At 39.7% G+C, this 17,802-nt stretch carries 11 protein-coding genes, 5 tRNA genes and 1 other RNA gene; 2 read left to right on the forward strand and 15 right to left on the reverse strand.

Annotation, left to right across the window (positions count from 1 at the left end; all coding sequences use genetic code 11):
* Positions 1 to 280: 280 nt before the first annotated feature.
* From DK924_RS12185 to DK924_RS12205, 5 genes are all read right to left on the reverse strand, one after another.
* Complete coding sequence (locus DK924_RS12185; RefSeq protein ID WP_109875300.1) at positions 281 to 1,216, reverse strand: hypothetical protein; 936 nt, start codon at positions 1,214 to 1,216, stop codon at positions 281 to 283.
* A gap of 106 nt (positions 1,217 to 1,322) precedes the next feature.
* Positions 1,323 to 2,489 carry an FAD-dependent monooxygenase gene (locus tag DK924_RS12190; RefSeq protein WP_109875301.1) on the reverse strand — a complete coding sequence of 389 codons (1,167 nt, stop codon included), beginning with the start codon at positions 2,487 to 2,489 and terminating at the stop codon, positions 1,323 to 1,325.
* A complete protein-coding gene (ubiH, locus tag DK924_RS12195) occupies positions 2,486 to 3,673 on the reverse strand; it encodes a 2-octaprenyl-6-methoxyphenyl hydroxylase (protein WP_109875302.1) in 1,188 nt (395 codons plus the stop codon). Before ubiH ends, DK924_RS12190 begins: the two co-directional genes overlap by 4 nt.
* 14 nt (positions 3,674 to 3,687) lie before the next feature.
* Positions 3,688 to 5,010: a Xaa-Pro aminopeptidase gene (pepP, locus tag DK924_RS12200; protein ID WP_109875303.1), complete on the reverse strand. Its 1,323-nt coding sequence runs from the start codon at positions 5,008 to 5,010 to the stop codon at positions 3,688 to 3,690.
* 36 nt (positions 5,011 to 5,046) lie between these two features.
* On the reverse strand, positions 5,047 to 5,610 hold the full coding sequence (locus DK924_RS12205) for a UPF0149 family protein (protein ID WP_008110427.1): 564 nt from the start codon (positions 5,608 to 5,610) through the stop codon (positions 5,047 to 5,049).
* A 225-nt stretch (positions 5,611 to 5,835) separates the two neighbouring features.
* Here DK924_RS12205 and ssrS point away from each other — a divergent pair.
* A non-coding RNA gene (gene ssrS, locus DK924_RS12210) (6S RNA) lies at positions 5,836 to 6,019 on the forward strand.
* A 146-nt stretch (positions 6,020 to 6,165) separates the two neighbouring features.
* Here ssrS and DK924_RS12215 read toward each other — a convergent pair.
* The 8 genes from DK924_RS12215 to DK924_RS12255 all read right to left on the reverse strand — a co-directional run bounded on the left by DK924_RS12215 (position 6,166) and on the right by DK924_RS12255 (position 13,133).
* Positions 6,166 to 9,249 carry an efflux RND transporter permease subunit gene (locus tag DK924_RS12215; RefSeq protein ID WP_109875304.1) on the reverse strand — a complete coding sequence of 1,028 codons (3,084 nt, stop codon included), beginning with the start codon at positions 9,247 to 9,249 and terminating at the stop codon, positions 6,166 to 6,168.
* Positions 9,246 to 10,541, reverse strand: a complete 1,296-nt coding sequence (locus DK924_RS12220) for an efflux RND transporter periplasmic adaptor subunit (protein ID WP_109875305.1) — start codon at positions 10,539 to 10,541, stop codon at positions 9,246 to 9,248. The genes DK924_RS12215 and DK924_RS12220 overlap by 4 nt, the downstream gene beginning before the upstream one ends.
* The gene (locus DK924_RS12225; protein WP_109875306.1) at positions 10,531 to 11,946 is read right to left on the reverse strand and encodes a TolC family protein; all 1,416 of its coding nucleotides are present in this window, start codon (positions 11,944 to 11,946) and stop codon (positions 10,531 to 10,533) included. Before DK924_RS12225 ends, DK924_RS12220 begins: the two co-directional genes overlap by 11 nt.
* A gap of 578 nt (positions 11,947 to 12,524) precedes the next feature.
* Positions 12,525 to 12,600 (reverse strand) — tRNA-Phe (locus DK924_RS12235).
* A 49-nt stretch (positions 12,601 to 12,649) separates the two neighbouring features.
* A tRNA-Thr gene (locus tag DK924_RS12240) sits at positions 12,650 to 12,725 on the reverse strand.
* 59 nt (positions 12,726 to 12,784) lie between these two features.
* Positions 12,785 to 12,860, reverse strand: a tRNA-Phe gene (locus DK924_RS12245).
* 49 nt (positions 12,861 to 12,909) lie between these two features.
* Positions 12,910 to 12,985, reverse strand: a tRNA-Thr gene (locus DK924_RS12250).
* Between the two features lie 72 nt (positions 12,986 to 13,057).
* A tRNA-Phe gene (locus DK924_RS12255) sits at positions 13,058 to 13,133 on the reverse strand.
* A 307-nt stretch (positions 13,134 to 13,440) separates the two neighbouring features.
* Here DK924_RS12255 and DK924_RS12260 point away from each other — a divergent pair.
* Positions 13,441 to 16,224: an ATP-binding protein gene (locus tag DK924_RS12260; protein ID WP_109875308.1), complete on the forward strand. Its 2,784-nt coding sequence runs from the start codon at positions 13,441 to 13,443 to the stop codon at positions 16,222 to 16,224.
* A gap of 90 nt (positions 16,225 to 16,314) precedes the next feature.
* On the opposite strand, the gene DK924_RS12265 is transcribed toward DK924_RS12260, so the two are convergent.
* Together DK924_RS12265 and mutY are read right to left on the reverse strand one after the other, a co-directional pair.
* Positions 16,315 to 16,587 (reverse strand): oxidative damage protection protein, encoded by a 273-nt coding sequence (locus DK924_RS12265; protein WP_008110439.1) that lies wholly within the window; start codon positions 16,585 to 16,587, stop codon positions 16,315 to 16,317.
* Between the two features lie 34 nt (positions 16,588 to 16,621).
* Positions 16,622 to 17,683, reverse strand: coding sequence for an A/G-specific adenine glycosylase (gene mutY, locus DK924_RS12270; RefSeq protein ID WP_054202255.1), 1,062 nt, complete (start codon positions 17,681 to 17,683; stop codon positions 16,622 to 16,624).
* Between the last annotated feature and the right edge of the window lie 119 nt (positions 17,684 to 17,802).

Here is a 17,802-nt window from a genome sequence, read left to right on the forward strand (position 1 = left end):
AATTAAGCAAGCAGGTTTTTTAAGCTTTGATAGATAAGTGTTAAAGGTTTCGGGTTTCGGGTTTCGGATTTCGGATTTCGGATTTCGGATTTCGGATTTCGGATTTCGGATTTCGGATTTCGGATTTCGGATTTCGGGAAGATATTATTGGATGCTCCCTTTATATCAATAAGTAAAATAAAGATAAGTGTTTAATATTTACTAGGTAGGCGCCGAGCTTGCTCGCGTGAAAGCGTAGCTTTTATACCTAACAGTTAATTCAAGTTAAATTTTTTGCGCATTAAAAACACTTTTTACTGCTAGAGTGGGATTTATTTATTAATTCTATTAGATATAAATCCAGCTTATATGTTTCTAAAAAGTTATTGTCATAAAAATCGCGTATGCACTCTTTCAAAAATTCACTCTCTGTAACCTTTGACAAAGTTTTGTATCTAGATTGATAGAAAATGAAAAGCCCCTTTAAAGCTAGGTTTCCACCTAGCGACTTAACTAGCTCCTTATATAAGAGTAATCGAAGTTTTTTGTCCGTAACTGAGGAAATAAACTCAAAAATATTTATAAAGTCTCTATCAAAACTTTTAAGAAAGGTATTATCCGTTAAATAGATAAACGCTATCATTTTATTATAGATGGTTTTAATCAAATCCCTCTCATCATTAGATAAAATAACAAATTGAAATGCTTGAAACTCTTTACAATAATTTTTACTACAATAAGCCGATAGATGTTCGAAAACGCCCACTCCATATTTAGCCTTAATATCATCTTGATTAATCAGTTTAGGGTCTTTTATGAGGTAGCTAAAATCAGATAGCTTAGATCTAAAAATACTCTGATTCACATCTTTATTCTTTGATGGAATATCCTTTACGTTATTGTTTTGCAATGACTCAATAAACATAGGCAGAGTTTCTTTTACCTTTTCAAAAAGTAAAACGTCAGTTTGAGTTTTCATAAGCGTTCTTGTTTCTGATAATTCTTTTTTACTCGTCTGCCAAGTTTTATATAAAAGAAAAATACTGGTAATTAAGAGTATAGGCTGAAGCATATTATTCAGATAAGTGGCAGTATTAACCCAACTAGAAATATTTTTATTATTTATTAAATCAATTCCAAAAGTTGCGATATAAAGCCCGATAATAATTATACAAGAGACTACCAACAGACAGAAAAGTAGGAAACTCGAGGTATTATATTTAAATTTTTTTCTCATTTATCTTCCTGATAACCTTATTACTATCCATAAAAATGCTAATAACTGGCAGCTAAAAACTAGCTACTTCATCCGTTGGGTTTCGTTTCACTCTTCTCAACCTTAATCATTTCCCTATCGCTTCTTTGGCGAACAGGTGCTTTATAGGCCCAAGATTATCAACCAGCGATAGCCCGACTCCGCGAATCAGCTTTTTAACTGGGTTTGCACCTTCAAATAGCTCTTTTAGCCCTTGCATCATGGCGATGTGTTTTTGTGCGTCGAGCTTGCGGGTACGTTCGTAATCACGCAGTGTCCGCGTACTGGCAAATTCTTTGGCGTCTTGACTTAGTAGCTCAATTAAATAAGCGGCGTCTTTTAGGCCTAGGTTCATACCAAGCCCTGCTAATGGATGAATGGTATGCGCTGCATCGCCCATTAACACCACCTTGCCATTAACCCATTGTTGGGCGTAACGCATTTTAAGTGGGAATGCGACGCGCTTACTTTGCACTTCACATAAACCACATTGGCCATCTATGGCAGCCATAACTGCTTTATTAAAGGCGGTGTCGTCCATTGCTAACAATTCATCGCAATGATTGGGGCTGGTTGACCACACAATTGAATGAGTATGCTCATTGCTTAGTGGTAAAAACGCTAGTGGCCCGGTTGGTAAAAACACTTGGCGTGCGGTATTTGCATGTGACTCTTTGGTTTTAACTGTCGCTACTAACGCATGGTGATCGTAATCTTTAAAGCTCAGCGCCATATTAAACTGTTTACGAATCGCTGAATTTGCGCCATCAGCCGCCACCAGCAACTTAGCAATAATAGGTTCGCCAGTTTTTAAATTAATAAATACATCAGACTCACTTTGATGTATTTGCTGATACTCGGTATCAAACATCAGTGTGGCATTACTTTGTTGCTCAAGCTCTTTTATTAGCGCAAAGCGAATAATATCGTTTTCAACTATGTGCCCTAAATGCTCAAGCTCAAGTTGCTCGTTATTAAAGGCTATTTTTCCAAAGCTGTCGGCATCACGAACATCCATGCGCGTATAAGCACAAGCACGCTCAGCTATTATGTGTGGCCATACATTTAATTGCTCCAGCAAGGTTTGGCTGGCTATACTTAGTGCACTAACTCGTAAGCCATAATCATCACTCGGTGGAGCTTGAGTTGGCGCAGCATCTAACACAGCCACGCTAATATTCGCTTTAGCAAGCCCGAGCGCCAGCGTTAACCCAACGCAGCCACCACCCACTATACAAACCTGTACTTGTTTCATAAACGTGTACCTTGTTTAACTTGACCCATTAATTGTTTTGCTAATGGGGCTTTTAATGCAGGGAATAAATCCATTGAAAATAGCCCAATACTTCGACCAAGCGCTAACACACGTGATGAGTTTGAAAAAAGTCTGACCAGAGCATCGGTCAATGTCATTACGGTGTTTATATCATCACTGCGCTTGATTGAATATTGACGAGTAAAAGCATAGCTACCTAAATCATGTTCACTGTTTGCAATTAAGTTACTCAGCACTTGTACGTCGCGCAGCCCTAAATTAAAGCCTTGTCCTGCAATAGGATGAATTGCGTGTGCCGCGTTGCCTATCACCACTGTGCGGTGCGCTGTTAACGATTCTATTTGCCCATAAACTAGAGGGTAGCTAGCGCGCATACCGACTTTTATAAACTGTCCTGCACGATAACCAAAGGCAGTTTGCAGCGCACTTATAAAGTCTGGTTCACTTAGCGACATATACTGCTCAATATGTTCTTGGCGCATACACCATACTAACGAATAGCGGTTATTACTCATGGGTAATAAAGCCATTGGGCCATTTTGGGTAAACCGCTCAAACGCCTGATGATGATGTCCACCAGCGACTTCTATATTGGCAATAATCGCACCTTGTTTATAAGGCTGAGTATTGAAGCCGAGCCCTAATAAATTACGAGTTGGCGACTGTGCACCGTCGGCAATCACCAACAGCTTAGCACTGAGTTTTTCGCTACTTTGTAATGTAAGTTCATTACTATCGGCGTTTTGTTTTATCGCTGTTACGCTATCTGGGCAAAAAAGCGATATGTTTGATTGCATTAAACGCTGATGCAGCGCTCTGCCAAATGGGTTTACCTCTACCACATAACCTAATGAGGGTTTTGCAAACTCATCACACTGTATATGGGTTTTACCAAAGTGCCCTTTGTCTGACACACTCACTTTTTTTATGGCCGCAGCATAGGGAGCGTTCATTTCAAACAAATTGAGGCTTTGTAAATACTCTACCGACTGCTGGGCAAGTGCGATACTTCTGTCATCAAAGCTTGGATGATAATCAGTGGTTACTTGATTTGCTTCAATTACAGCAATATTTAAGCTGGGATTTTTTTTACTTATACTTAGAGCACAACTTGCGCCAACTAAACCACCACCAATTACTACAACATCAAACTGCTTAGCCACTTTTATCTCCAAGCTTATGCGTTTTTAGCGCTTTGCATTAGCGCTTCTATTTCACTAATTGTTTTAGGCACGCTAATGGTTAAGTTGTCGTGACCTGAATCAGTTACTAATAAGTTATCTTCAATACGAATACCTATACCTTGGTATTTTTGAGGCGCATTTGAGTCTTTACTAATATACAGCCCAGGCTCAATGGTTAGCACCATACCCGGCTCTAAGACACGCTCTTGGTTATTAACCTTGTAATCGCCCACATCATGAACATCAAGTCCTAACCAGTGACCAAGACCATGCATGTAGTATTCTTTACAGGCACCTTGTGCCATTAACTCATCAAAATCGCCGGTTAAAATACCTAAATCAAGTAACCCTTGGGTTAGTGCTTGCATAGCGAGTTTATTTGCCTGAGATAAAAGGCCACCGGGTTTTATTTCGCTAAAAGCGACTTCTTGCGCTTTGAGTACAATATTATAAAGCGCAGCTTGCTCAGTGCTAAATTTACCGTTAACGGGGAAAGTACGCGTTATATCGGCGGCGTAGCCTTGTAGCTCACAGCCTGAATCAATCAGTACTAAGTCGCCATTGTTTAATACGTCGCTATTTTGGGTGTAGTGCAAAATATTGGCGTTATCGCCACTGCCGACAATAGTGCCATAAGCAGGATGCGGCGCACCGTTCATTGCATAGTGATGATGAAGCTCTGCCTCTAGTTGAAACTCGGTTGCGCCAACGTGGGAAAAACGCATGGCTCGCATGTGTGCTCGAGCGCTTATTTCACAGCCCTCACGCATAATGTTAATTTCGCCTGGCGATTTAAATAAGCGCATTTCATGCAATAAAGGGCGAATATCTTTAATTGTACTCGGTGCTGTATCCCCTTTTTTAGGGGCACTGCGCAAAGTGTTAAGCATTGAAAATACTTTGCCATCAAAGGCAGGATACGTCCCTTGTGCATAAAATAAAATCTGTTGGCCGTTCACCAAATTCAATAATTGTTCATTTAGCTCACTAAGTGCATAAGTTTTGTCGAATAAGTATTCGCTTTGTGCTTTTTCAAAACCAATGCGTCTGCCGTGCCATACCTCTGCAAGTTTGTCTTTATCTAAACAAAATAATAGTGAGGGTGTATCACTGTTCTTACAAAGCACCAACACGGCATCGGGTTCGTTAAAACCAGTTAAGTAAAAAAAGTCACTGTCTTGTCGAAAGGGATAATGAGTATCACGGCTGCGCGTGAGTTCTGTTGCTGCGGGAATTATAGCAATACTGTTATTATCCATTGCCGCCAATAAACGCTCGCGGCGCGCTTTAAACTCTGACTTTTGTATTTCAACCATTAATAACTAACCCATTATTATTATTGTGTTGCTCAATTAATGCAGTGTTTTTTTGTTGCTTTGTGGATTTTGCTCTTTGCCTAGCTCAGCAAAACACAGTAGTGCCGATACGCGTACGTACTCAATCACTTCATGCAGTGCTTGGCTATCTTCTTCGGTTTCTTCAAAGGTTGTATCTAGGCGTGTAATTTCGCTAAAGTCGCTGATCACTTCTTTTACATCTGCCGACAGCTTGCCATAATCTTTTTGCTTTAAGCCAAAACCCAACATAAACCCAGCTACCCATGATACGAGCCCGTTAGCCTGATCGATGAGTGTTTCGTCATCACTAGGTAAAAACAAGTCAAATTGAAACTCTTCGTTATTAAAACTTTCAACTACTTGTTGATAAATTTGGCCAAAAAACTGTTTTAAATCGTTGCTAAACGACTCGCCATCATTAAATACATCGCTCAGTAAACCTAAATATTCTTTATCGTCAATGCTTAGCCCACAAGCAAGTAAGCCGCTAATAACGCCATGCGCTTCTGCGGGTGATACAAATATTTCATTTTTCTCTAAAAGAAGTTGGGCTTTTTCGTAATCTGGTAAGTTATTCATAATGACGTCTTCGCTTTGCTAATTAAAGCAATGCTACCACTCGATAAAAAGCAACTCCAATGAATTCTATGACTGAGGTCAAAAGCAAGCGATTGAAAAGCAAATTGAGTTCAAAAAGCAATCTTAAAAGTAAATACAAGATTAAATTTGGAGGAAAACTGAGCGAACAGTTTAATTTTTTACGATTGGGGTTTAAGGATTGGAATATGTCTTATATACTAAATTTGTTCCCTGGGGTGCAGGAGCTTGGTTAAGTCCCTGAGCCGATAAATTTTATACCAGGATTTTTGTTCGTTTACTATTGTGCAAGCTCGGCATGTACCGAGAAGCCTACGGTAAACCGCAGATTTCCGCCCTGAAACCTCAAGGTTTCAGGACTGACACCGGGCACCGCATTCTCGGGGAACACCTTCCTTTATAGCTTAGGTTCTCAAGCATTTCTTTATAACTAAATATTCCCTATCTTTCGTCTTTAAATATATCGAACTGCGTTTCCACAGCCCGATATTAAACTTATTTCTAACACCTATCCCTTTGTCTTTTTAATGCCTAACACTACTTAAACCAACCTTGAAAGCGCTCCATCAGCATATAGTTAACGGGAACAAGTAATAAAGTTATAAAGGTCGCAAATATAATCCCAAACCCTAAACTTACCGCCATAGGTATTAAAAACTGCGCCTGAGTCGCCTTTTCAAACAGCAGCGGCATTAAACCTATAAAAGTGGTTAAACTGGTGAGCATAACCGGGCGAAAGCGCGATGCGCCAGCAAGTTTAACTGCCTCTATTAAATCGCCACCTTCGCTGCGTTTTTTATTAATGAAATCGACTAATACAAGCGAATCGTTCACTACAACCCCTATTAACGCAAGCATACCTAGTAGGCTCATAATGGTTAAATCCATACCCATTATCCAGTGCCCTACTACTGCGCCAATCATGCCAAATGGAATAACACTCATAACAATAATTGGTTGCATGTATGACTTAAACGGAATGGCCAATAACGCATAAATTATAAAAAACACAAACACTAACGCCCAAGCCAATGAGCCAAACGACTCTCTTTGCTCTTTGGCTTCACCTTCGAGTTTGTAATCAACACCTGGGTATTGCTGCATTAACTCGTCTAAATATTGTGCTAGGTCGGCTTGAAGCACCGTCATGTTGGTGTTGTTTTTTTCAATATCAGCCGTCACGTTTAGTGTGCGATAACGATCAATACGGTTTATGGTTGATGGGCTTTGTCCTGCCGTAAGTGTTGCCACGTGCGACAATGGCACAGAACCGCCATCGGGAGTACTTATTAGTATGTTTTGTAAATCAGCTACAGAGCGGCGCTCGTCAATAGGTAAACGAACCATTACACGCACGTCGTCTCGTCCGCGTTGAATACGCTGAACCTGCGAGCCAAAAAACGAATTACGCACTTGTCCTGCCACATTTACACGGTTTAAACCAAGCGCCAAACCTTGTTGCGTAAGCTCTATACGCAACTCTTCTTTACCGTCAGACATACTGTCGGCAATATCAAACACCGTTGGGTACGTTGTTAAACGATTTTTAATATTATCAGCTACATCTTGCAATATTGTTAGTGAAGTACCACTTAGTTGAACGTCTATTGGGTCTGAACTTCGGCCAATTTCAGCTCTAAATGTTAGACTTTCAGCGCCAGGAATAACACCAATTAAATCGCGCCATTCACTAGCAAGCTCTCGCGAACCTATATCTGACTCACGCTGCTCAGCAGGTGTAATCTCAAAGCGTACCGCTCCGGAGTTAGACGCGCCACCGCGTCCGCCAGTAGTGGCTAATATATTTAAAATAACGCTTTCGCCTGTATTAGGATCGCGATATTTGTCTTGTAATTGCTGCGCTTTTTCGGACATATCAATCACGTATTTATTGGTTACTTCAAACGGTGTACCTGTTGGCAGTGTTAGATTGACTCGTACAGTTTCGCTAGGAATTCGTGGGAAAAAGATAAACTTAGTCCAACCACTGGTGATCATGGTTAAAATAATAAAAAATACCCCCACAAATAAACTAACCGTTGCTAGTTTATGGCGTAAAGCAGTGTTTAATATAGGTTGGTAATATTTTAAAATTGCACTTTCAAAGCCATCTGCAAAGCGTTGTTGAATCGCTTCAAGCTTAGATGGTTCACCTTTTTGATGGCGTAGTTTTATGTATTTTAAATGTGCTGGTAACACAAATTTAGATTCAATTAGCGAAAACAATAAAACTGGAATAACCACTACCGGAATTTGTGCAAATAAGGCGCCGCGCGCCCCTTCAATAAATGCTAAAGGTAAAAAGGCAGCAACGGTAGTCAGTACACCAAAGGTAACCGGAGTCGCAACTTCTTGAGTACCCAAAATAGCAGCCTGCTCACCCGATTTTGCCGTTTTTAAATGGGTATACACGTTTTCACCAGTTACTATGGCGTCATCAACTACAATACCGAGTACTAAAATAAAGCCGAATAAGCTCATTATATTTAACGTTACACCAAAAATTGGCATCGCGATAAATGCGCCCATAAACGATACTGGAATACCAATAAACACCCAAAATGCAATTGCTGGGCGTAAAAATAGCGTGAGTAGTGCCAGTACTAAAATACCACCCTGTAAAGCATTACTGGTTAAGGTGGCGATACGGCTTTTAACTAGCTCTGAATCGTCGTCCCAATAACTTAGTTTAAAACCTTGTGGTAGCGTGGCTTGCTGTTCTTCAATGTAGTTTTTAACATCGTCTGCCACGGTTATCGCGCTTTGCGGGCCAATTCGGTAAACGTCTATAAACGCCGCTTGCTTACCATTAAAACGGGTGCGTACTGGCGTTTCTTCAAAATCGTCTTTAATTGTAGCAATATCACCTAAGCTGATAATCGTTCCGTCGGCTTGGTTTTTTACTACTATGCTGGCAAATTCATCTTTACGATAAGCCTGCCCTTTTGAGCTAATTAGTACATCGCCACCTTCTGTTTTTAAGTTACCGGCAGAAATATCAGAACTCGAATTAGCAATCGCACTCGATATTTGCGCAAGGCTTAGGTTGTACTGGCGAAGTGTGTCTTGGCTAACTTCAATGGCTAACTCATAATCTCGTACACCACTTAGCTCTACCTGGGTTACATTAGGCAAACGCAGTATTTGATCTCGCACTTTTTCTGCATATTCACGCGTTTCTTTTTCGCCGTAATCGCTTGATACGGTAACGGCTATTACTTCTCTTTTACGCTCAGCCAGCGCAACAATCGGTTTTTCTGCATCGCCAGGAAACGTATTAATCGCATCTACTCGGCTTTTAATATCAGCCAACAGTTCACGAGGATCGTAACCACTTTCAACCTCAATGGTTACAGAGCCTGAGCCCTCTGACGAGCGGCTAAATATTTGTTTAATTCCCTCTAAGTCTTGCACCGCTTCTTCAATACGAATAGTCACGCCCTGCTCTACATCTTCAGGGGTTGCACCACGCAAGCTAACACCTACGCTTATCATGTCTGTTTCGAAAGACGGAAATACTTCAAGTGGTATTTTACTCGATAAACTAAATAGTCCCGACAACAACAAAGTTACTAACAATAAATTGGCAGCAACATGGTTTTTGGTAAACCAAGCAATCATGCTTTATCTCCTTGCTTGGCCGCGCGACGATTTTTTATTAACTCTTCAACACTAATACCAAGCTCTTTTGCTTTTTGCTCTAGCTGCTCACGAGTCGGGCGCATACCTTTAGATGCTTTTTCTTTTGGCTGTGCACCTAAAATACTCACTTTAGTGCCCGAACTCACTTGACCAAGTGGCGTGATAACCAACTTGTCGTTTGCTTTTAATCCTGTCTTGATCATTGCTTGATTGGCGTTTTGCCATGCAAAAGTAACGTCTTTACGTTTTAATACATCACCCTCAACTACGTAAACATAGGTGCCTTGATAAATTGTACTGTTAGGAATGATCAACGCATCTTGCATCGTTTTACCCGCTATTTGCGCCTTAATGTATTGCCCTATTTTAATTGGATACTGATTACTGGCGGTTGATTTATATGGGTCGTCTATTTTTGCTACCACGTAAAGTTGCTGCGCGTTTTCGTCAATAGCGCCTTCAGTGCGTGCAAGTTGGCCTTGCCATATTTGCTCACCCACTAAATCAGAACTAAATTTAACTAACGAACCGGCTTGGTTTTTAGCACCATCACGGTATTGCTCTGGCAGGTTTACAAACGAAAGGTCTTTATTTTTTATTGGTAAACGAATTTCTACACTATCAATAGCGTAAATAGTGGCAAGCTGGGTATTGTTACTCACTACTTGACCTAAATCGACACTACGACTCAGTATGCGCCCAGCATAAGGTGCAGTAACCTTTGTCCGTTCTAAATCAAGCTCTGCTTTTTCAAGAGTAGCTTGAGCCGATAGCACTTGTGCTTGCGCAGCTGCTAATTGCGGCTCACGTAATACCAAGCTGCTGGCTTGACTTGAACCACCAAGGCGCTTCCAATCAGTCAATGCTTGTTGCCCGCGAGCCTTTTCTTCTAATAAGCTTTGCTCTGCTGTGAGTAAATTAGCTTGAGCAGATTTAACCTCTGCCTGATGATCTCTATCATCTAGCTTTAATAACACGTCGCCTTTTTCAAAAAAACCACCTTCTCTAAACTCATCGCTCACTTCAATTATTTGCCCAGATGCTTGAGCAACAAGTAAGCTTTGTGTTCGAGGTTTTACCGTACCGTAGCTGTCTATCATTACTTGATAACTTTGAGGCACAAGCTCAAGTACAGACACACTAATTGCTGCTTTTGGTGCTGAAGTAAAGCGTCTCGCCTCTGGCGGATTACTCTTAATAAAAAATACAATTAAAAGAGCGGTAACAACAACCGCGGCTGGAATAATAATTTTAGCTGTTTTAGTGTTCATCGTTATTGCTCTTTAAGTCGCTTGACGGTTTTTCAAAATCACCACCAAGGGCAACATGTAGGTTAATTCTATTTGCGATTAATTGGTTTTTAATTTGTATTAATGAACTTTGCGCATCGAATGAGCGCCCTTGTGCATCCAATACTGTAGTGTAAGTGACCAAGCCACTTTGATATTGCTCAAACGATAACTGCTCGGCCGCAAGTGCATTTTTTTGTGCTTCAAGGGTACTGGTGTACTGCGCTTTTAAAGACTGCTGCTGCGATATTGCATTTTCTACATCAGCAAATGCATCGTACAAGGTTTGTAAATATTGCTGTTCTTGCTTTTGCGTATTCAGGCGTGCTATTTCTTCATTGGCTTGTAAACGCCCTCCCTCAAAAATAGGTGCCGAAATACTTCCGAGTAAAGACCATGCGAGGCTTGAAGGAGAAAACAAATCATTCACTCGCCCTGTACTATCACTTAAGCTTGCAGTTAAATTTAAACTCGGAAAGCGCTGTTTATGTGCGTAAGCCAATGACGCATCACTAGCTAATAACTCGTACCAACTAGCAAGTAATGCAGGCTTTCGGGTAATAAGTTCAGATGGAATTCCCAGTGGGATTTCTGTGTTAATAACCGGTAAGTCATTACTTGCAGAAATTGCTCCTTTTGGGTACTCGCCTAGTAAGCGTTCAAGCACTCGCGCTGCACTTGATAGGCTCGCTGTTTGAGTGGCAATGCGTGAGCGTTCGTTATTTAGCTCATTGCGGGCTAAATAAACATCGAGCGCTTCGTTTATACCTTGGCGGTAACCCGATTCAATTATATCGAGATTTTGCTTAGCATTTTCTTCACGGCGTTTGTATAAATCAAGCAGCTGCTGTGCAGACACAACATCAAACCAGCTTTGTACAACATCTGAAACCAGTTGCTGTTTAGCTTGTTCAAAACGCGCTTTTTGAGCTAAATATGAAAGGTTAGCTTCTCGTTTTGAATCTGACAGCTTACCCCATAAGTCAACTTCGTAATTTAAGTTTAAGCTGACAGAGCTGGCATTATTATAGCTAACAGGCCGGTTACCTTTACTGCGGCTAGTACGCGAAGATAAATCTAAACTAGGCCAAAGAGCTGATCCGGTTGCTATTAGTTGCTGCTTAGTAATAGCGACATCATAGCTGGTTTGTAATAGCTGTTGGTTGTTTTTAAGCGCTTGTTTTACGTATTTATTAAGTAATGGCGTATGCAGTTGAGTTAACCATTCATCATCCACTTTTAATACCGAACTTGCTACTTGTTGCTGCCACTGCTGTGGTAAATTATTTGGAGCCTGTTGGCGCTGCGATGGGTTTAAGTTACTCGCACAACCGCTTAGCATTATAATGCTTATTGCTAATAAAGATGGCTTATATTGCCACATCATGTTTAAACCTGCTTAATGCTATTTATGAATGTTATTCAATCACTTTAACAAACGTTGCTCAATTGACTTTACATAACATTACATAGCTTGCGATTAGTTTATAAGTGTATTTAATACGCCAAGCACTAACGTAATATTCACAAATAAATGAGTAAGCTAACCTTTAACCAAAGAATTAATTGAAACTCTTAAAAAGTAGATATAGAAAAGACGGCAGGGTTTGCTGTTGGCATTACACCAGCTAAAGCGGCAAAAAATTGTTAGGAACAATTTTTAACATCTGAAAGGTGGCCCGAAGGGGGAAATACAAGGGTGTATTTTATAATCGAACGTAGTCCGATGCCGAACAATGGCTAAGCTAAACTCAGAAACAAAAAAGCCTCGCATGTGTGAGGCTTTGTATAAATGGTGCCTCGACCCGGCAAAAAAATGTCAGGAACAATTTTTAACATCTGAAAGATGGCCCGAAGGGGAAAATACAAAGATGTATTTTATAATCGAACGTAGTTCGATGCCGAACAATGGCTAAGCTAAATTCAGAAACAAAAAAGCCCCGCATGTGCGAGGCTTTGTATAAATGGTGCCTCGACCCGGAATCGAACCAGGGACACGAGGATTTTCAATCCTCTGCTCTACCAACTGAGCTATCGAGGCACTTAAACAGTGCTAATTAAATGTTAATAAAACACTTAATTAAAATAAATGGTGCCGACTAACCGAGTCGAACGGTTGACCTACTGATTACAAGTCAGTTGCTCTACCAGCTGAGCTAAGTCGGCACACAAAACTGTGTGCTAAGGCACTTTATCAATTTTAAAGATTGATAACTTTTTGTAAATGGTGCCTCGACCCGGAATCGAACCAGGGACACGAGGATTTTCAATCCTCTGCTCTACCAACTGAGCTATCGAGGCACTTAAACAGTGCTAATTAAATGTTATTAAAACACTTAATTAAAATAAATGGTGCCGACTAACCGAGTCGAACGGTTGACCTACTGATTACAAGTCAGTTGCTCTACCAGCTGAGCTAAGTCGGCACACAAAACTGTGTGCTAAGGCACGCGTAAAAATGTTTAATTTATTTACTTAAACACCATTACTATAATAAATGGTGCCTCGACCCGGAATCGAACCAGGGACACGAGGATTTTCAATCCTCTGCTCTACCAACTGAGCTATCGAGGCACTTAAACAGTGCTAATTAAAAATCTTACCTGATTTTTAATGCAACTCCCACAAGACACTTCTTAGTGAGCTATCTGGGCGTGCGGCGTATTAAACGAGTTTTGCCCTTACAAGTCAACTTTTTTTTTATCCTTTGCAACTGTTTGAACGGTTTTCAAACAACTAGCGACGTTTCTCGTTAATGCAGTGCATTTATTCAACAAAAGACTTTAAAAAACGTAGTGAATTATTTTTTTTAGGTGTTACGATTGGTATATAACTTTCGGTACAGGCTTACCGTTCTAATAATACCACGATAGGAAAATTCATGCAGGGTAAGTTTTCTCCAGCAATCAAAGGCTTACTACCTTTATTTTTAGTTAGTAACCTTATAACTGCCACATTATTTATAGTCGCCTATTCGCTTTACTCACAAAGCAATACTGAGCACAAAGAAGTTAACCCTGTTTCAACCATCAAGGTAACAAAACTTGCTGAGCGTCTTGAGCAACCCATAGTAGAAGCACTAACTATACACGAGCAAGACAAAGTCAGATCACTTCTTGATACCGCAAGCTTACTCAATAATAATTTTAAATATACCCTGCACCGCTTTAATCCGAACAATAAAACCGAGTTGGTTTATAGCAATAATAGTAATTTAATTGAGCCTTTAGCTATTAATGAGTATGTAAAGGAGCAAGGCATATTACATCATGTTATTTCAGTAAATGGGGAGGTAATTGCTGAGCTTATTATTGAGCAAAAACAACCTTTAATTGCATCATCTACACAAAACTTATTTATGAATGCGTACCTTGCCGCTATTGTTGCTCTGATAGTGCTGTTTGCGTTAGCTATTACGTTTAATAAGCATATTAATAAACGATTACATAAAAATACCGACTCTCTCACTCAAGAACTCAAAGCAATTACACAAAATGATAACTATCAAAGCACGCTTAATGAGCAACTCGAAGGCGGATTAGAAACCGTTGCTCAACAAATTAACTTGCTGCTAAAAAAAGTAAGTACGGTTCAAGCTGACGATCAGGCTGCACAAAAAGAATTAAAAAAACTACAAACTAGCCTTGAAACAGAAGTACAAAGCAGAACATTTGAATTAGAAAAGCAAACTCAAAAAGCATTAAAAGCCAGCGAAACTAAAACCACCTTTTTAGCCACTATGAGTCATGAAATAAGAACACCAATGAATGGCGTAATTGGCACTATTGATTTACTTCGTCAAACAGAGCTTGATGGTGCCCAGCAACGTTTAAGTACTATTATTCGTGAATCAGCATTTTCGTTATTAAGTATTTTAGATGATATTTTAGATTTTTCTAAAATTGAGGCTGGAAAGCTCAATATAGATCCAGTTCCGTTTTCCGTTGCCGATACGCTAGAAGAAGTTGCTAAGGTGTTATCGTCGGTTGCTAAAAATCGCCACCTAGAACTCGATTTATCAATTGCCCCCGATATACCCAACAACCTTAAGGGTGACTCTGTTAGAGTGCGCCAAGTGCTATATAACTTATGTAGTAATGCCATCAAGTTTACCAGCACCAATGGTACAACCCAGGGGAAAGTAAGAATATCAGTAGAAGTAGCACATAACACCGCCGATCACTTTACATTGCGTTTTTGCGTAAGTGATAACGGTAAAGGAATGAGTCAATCTCAGTTGAGAAAAATCTTTAACCCGTTCACCCAAGCAGAAAGCTCAATTACGCGAGAGTTCGGTGGTACAGGGCTCGGGCTTTCAATTTGTAAAAGCTTAACTGAGCTAATGCTTGGTACCATTCATGTAACAAGTCATGAAGGGATAGGTAGTGAGTTTACTGTTGAACTGCCCTTTTCAACCGCAGGTAAAATTGAATTTGCCCATAAAAATACACTTAATGGTAAACATGTCATTGTTGTTAGTAACAACGCAGAACGCGGCAAAGTAATTTACCGTTACTTGTCATTTATGGGAGCTAAAATAACCTATGCTCATGAGCAGCAAGATATAGAAGCTCATCAAGAAACCAAGGATATTATTTGGGTTGTTGATGGTATTGATGACATGAGTAGTATTAGTACCCTACTAAGAAGTTTACTTTACTCATTAGAAGATAATAACCAACAAATGGTGGTATTAAGTAAGTTAGATGAAGCGGTTATTAACCATAAAAATATTTTTTATATTAACGCCTCCCCTTTGTGTAAATCTAACTTTATGCTTTCAATTTTAGTGGCTGCCGGCTTACATAAGCCTAAGCAAATTAAAAAAGCCAGAACGATGAATCACTACCTAAGTTCAGAAGAGGCACTCGCTGCAAATAGGCTGGTATTATTGGTAGAAGATAACCGATTGAACCAAGAGGTACTCACCGAACAACTACATATACTAGGTTACAGTGTAGAGGTGGCTAATAACGGTGAAGAAGGTTTAGATATGTGGCGTAAAAATAGCTACTCGCTCATTTTAACCGATTTACATATGCCAAAAATGTCTGGCTACGACATGGTTGAAAAAATTAGAGAAGAAGCTTCATTACTCGAATCAATTGACGCACAACCTTATATTATTGCTGTTACTGCCAATGCTCTAAAGGGAGAGAGAGAGCGATGTTTAGCAGTGGGTATTAACGACTTTATTACTAAACCTATTGAGCTTAATGCACTTGAAGACACATTAAAGCAATGGAGTGATTTATACAGCGAACAACCACAACAGGTGAATTCGGCCGAAAAGTCTGTTATGCCTATAGATATGGAATCAGCGAATAAGTACATAAATGGCGATGATGCTAAAATAATCCGCTTCTTTAAAATGTATTTAGAACAGAGCCAAGAACAAATTAAAGCGATTAACTTTGCTGTGTTGCAAAGTAACAAAGCTGAAATTATATCTGCCTGCCATCAATTAAAATCTATATCAAAAACAGTAGGAGCTAATATTGTTGCTGATTTAGCGCAGTCATTTGAAGATAAGTGCAAGAGCGATGAAGTAAGTGCTGATGAGTTAATTAAGATGAGAGATGGGCTCGAAATTGAATACTCAAGAGCAGCGCAGTTCTTAAAAGAGCAAATTAAAAATAATGAGGAACAGAACGAACTTATTTAACTAAATAGTATATGTTACTAAGAACGTTTGCTAACGCAATAAAAAAGGGCTTAGAGCCCTTTTTTATTAATTAACCTAAGCACAGTTAATTTATTTTTCTACTGGCTTATAACCTTCAATCTCAACTTCTTTACCTTCAAATAAAAAGCCAACCATTTGCTCTTCTAAAAAAGTACGATGCTCTGGATCCATCATGTTTAAATGCTTTTCATTGATCAGCATAGTTTGTTTATGCTGCCATTGCCCCCAGGCTTCTTTAGAAATATTATTAAAAATTTTCTCACCAAGTTCACCAGGGTATAACTGAAAACCAAGGCCTTCGGCCTCTTTTTGTAACTTTTGACAAAATACTGTACGTGCCATGATTGTTCCCCTTAATGCTAAATATATCGCTATTCTATACTATTGCCGTAATTTGTTTAACCAACTTTTTAGTCGGTGCAGCTAACCCTACTTCTATTGATTGATCGAGTGGATACCATACCAACTGCTTGTCATTAACAACATCAGGAGCTTTTTCAATATTAAGTACATGCGGGTTAATTGTGAGCTCAAAATGTGAAAATACATGAGTAAAAGGCGCTACTTCATTAAGGTCACTTTTAAGCCCTTGTTGCGCTAAAAAAGTTTCGAGCTCGCTGTACTCATTAAATTCAAAAAATCCAAACAATCCGCCCCAGATGCCACTGTTTGGGCGTTTTTCCATAAGCACTTTGTCGTTATGTTTAATAATTAACTGGTGGCAGCTTTTTTTAGGCACTGCTTTTTTAGGTTTAGAGTGAGGGAACTCCTTAACTTTACCTGCGTTAAACGCACCACAACGGCTATTTAACGGGCACGCCTCACAATCAAAGCGACTGCGCGAACATAAGCTTGCACCTAAATCCATCATAGCTTGATTAAACTCTGTTACATTATTTTTAGGAGTGAGTTGTTCACTTAAATGCCAAAGCTGATTTTCTACCTTTTTGACTCCATACCAACCTTCAACCATGAAAAACCGAGCAAGCACTCTTTTAACATTACCATCAAGAATAGGGTGATGCTGCCCCAAAGATAATGATAAAACAGCACCAGCAGTAGAGCGCCCTATTCCGGGTAAATCCATTACTTCTTCAAGCGTGCTAGGAAACTGACCTTGGTATTTATCTCGAACTATTTTAGCGGTTTTATGTAAATTGCGTGCACGAGCGTAATAACCTAAACCTGTCCAATGATGCAAAACCTGATCTTCATCAGCATTTGCTAAAGCAATAATATCGGGAAAGCTTTGCATAAACTTTTCAAAATAAGGAATAACAGTGACAACCTGAGTTTGCTGTAACATCACCTCAGATACCCACACTTTATAAGGCGTTTTAGCTAATTGCCATGGTAACGTTTTGCGCCCATGAAGGTGATACCAGTCAACTACCTGGTTGGAAAACCAAGCTGACTGCTGTTTTTTTAAATCCGACATATTTAATTTTTTACTAATGCTCAATGGCGGCTCAGTCTATTGTAGTGACTGAAAAGATCAAGCTATAACGCCCTAATGCTTGTCAACCTAGCGCTGGTCAGGGATAATACGCAACCATT

This window comes from Pseudoalteromonas sp. meg-B1 (genome assembly GCF_003173795.1).
Lineage (GTDB): Bacteria > Pseudomonadota > Gammaproteobacteria > Enterobacterales > Alteromonadaceae > Pseudoalteromonas > Pseudoalteromonas undina.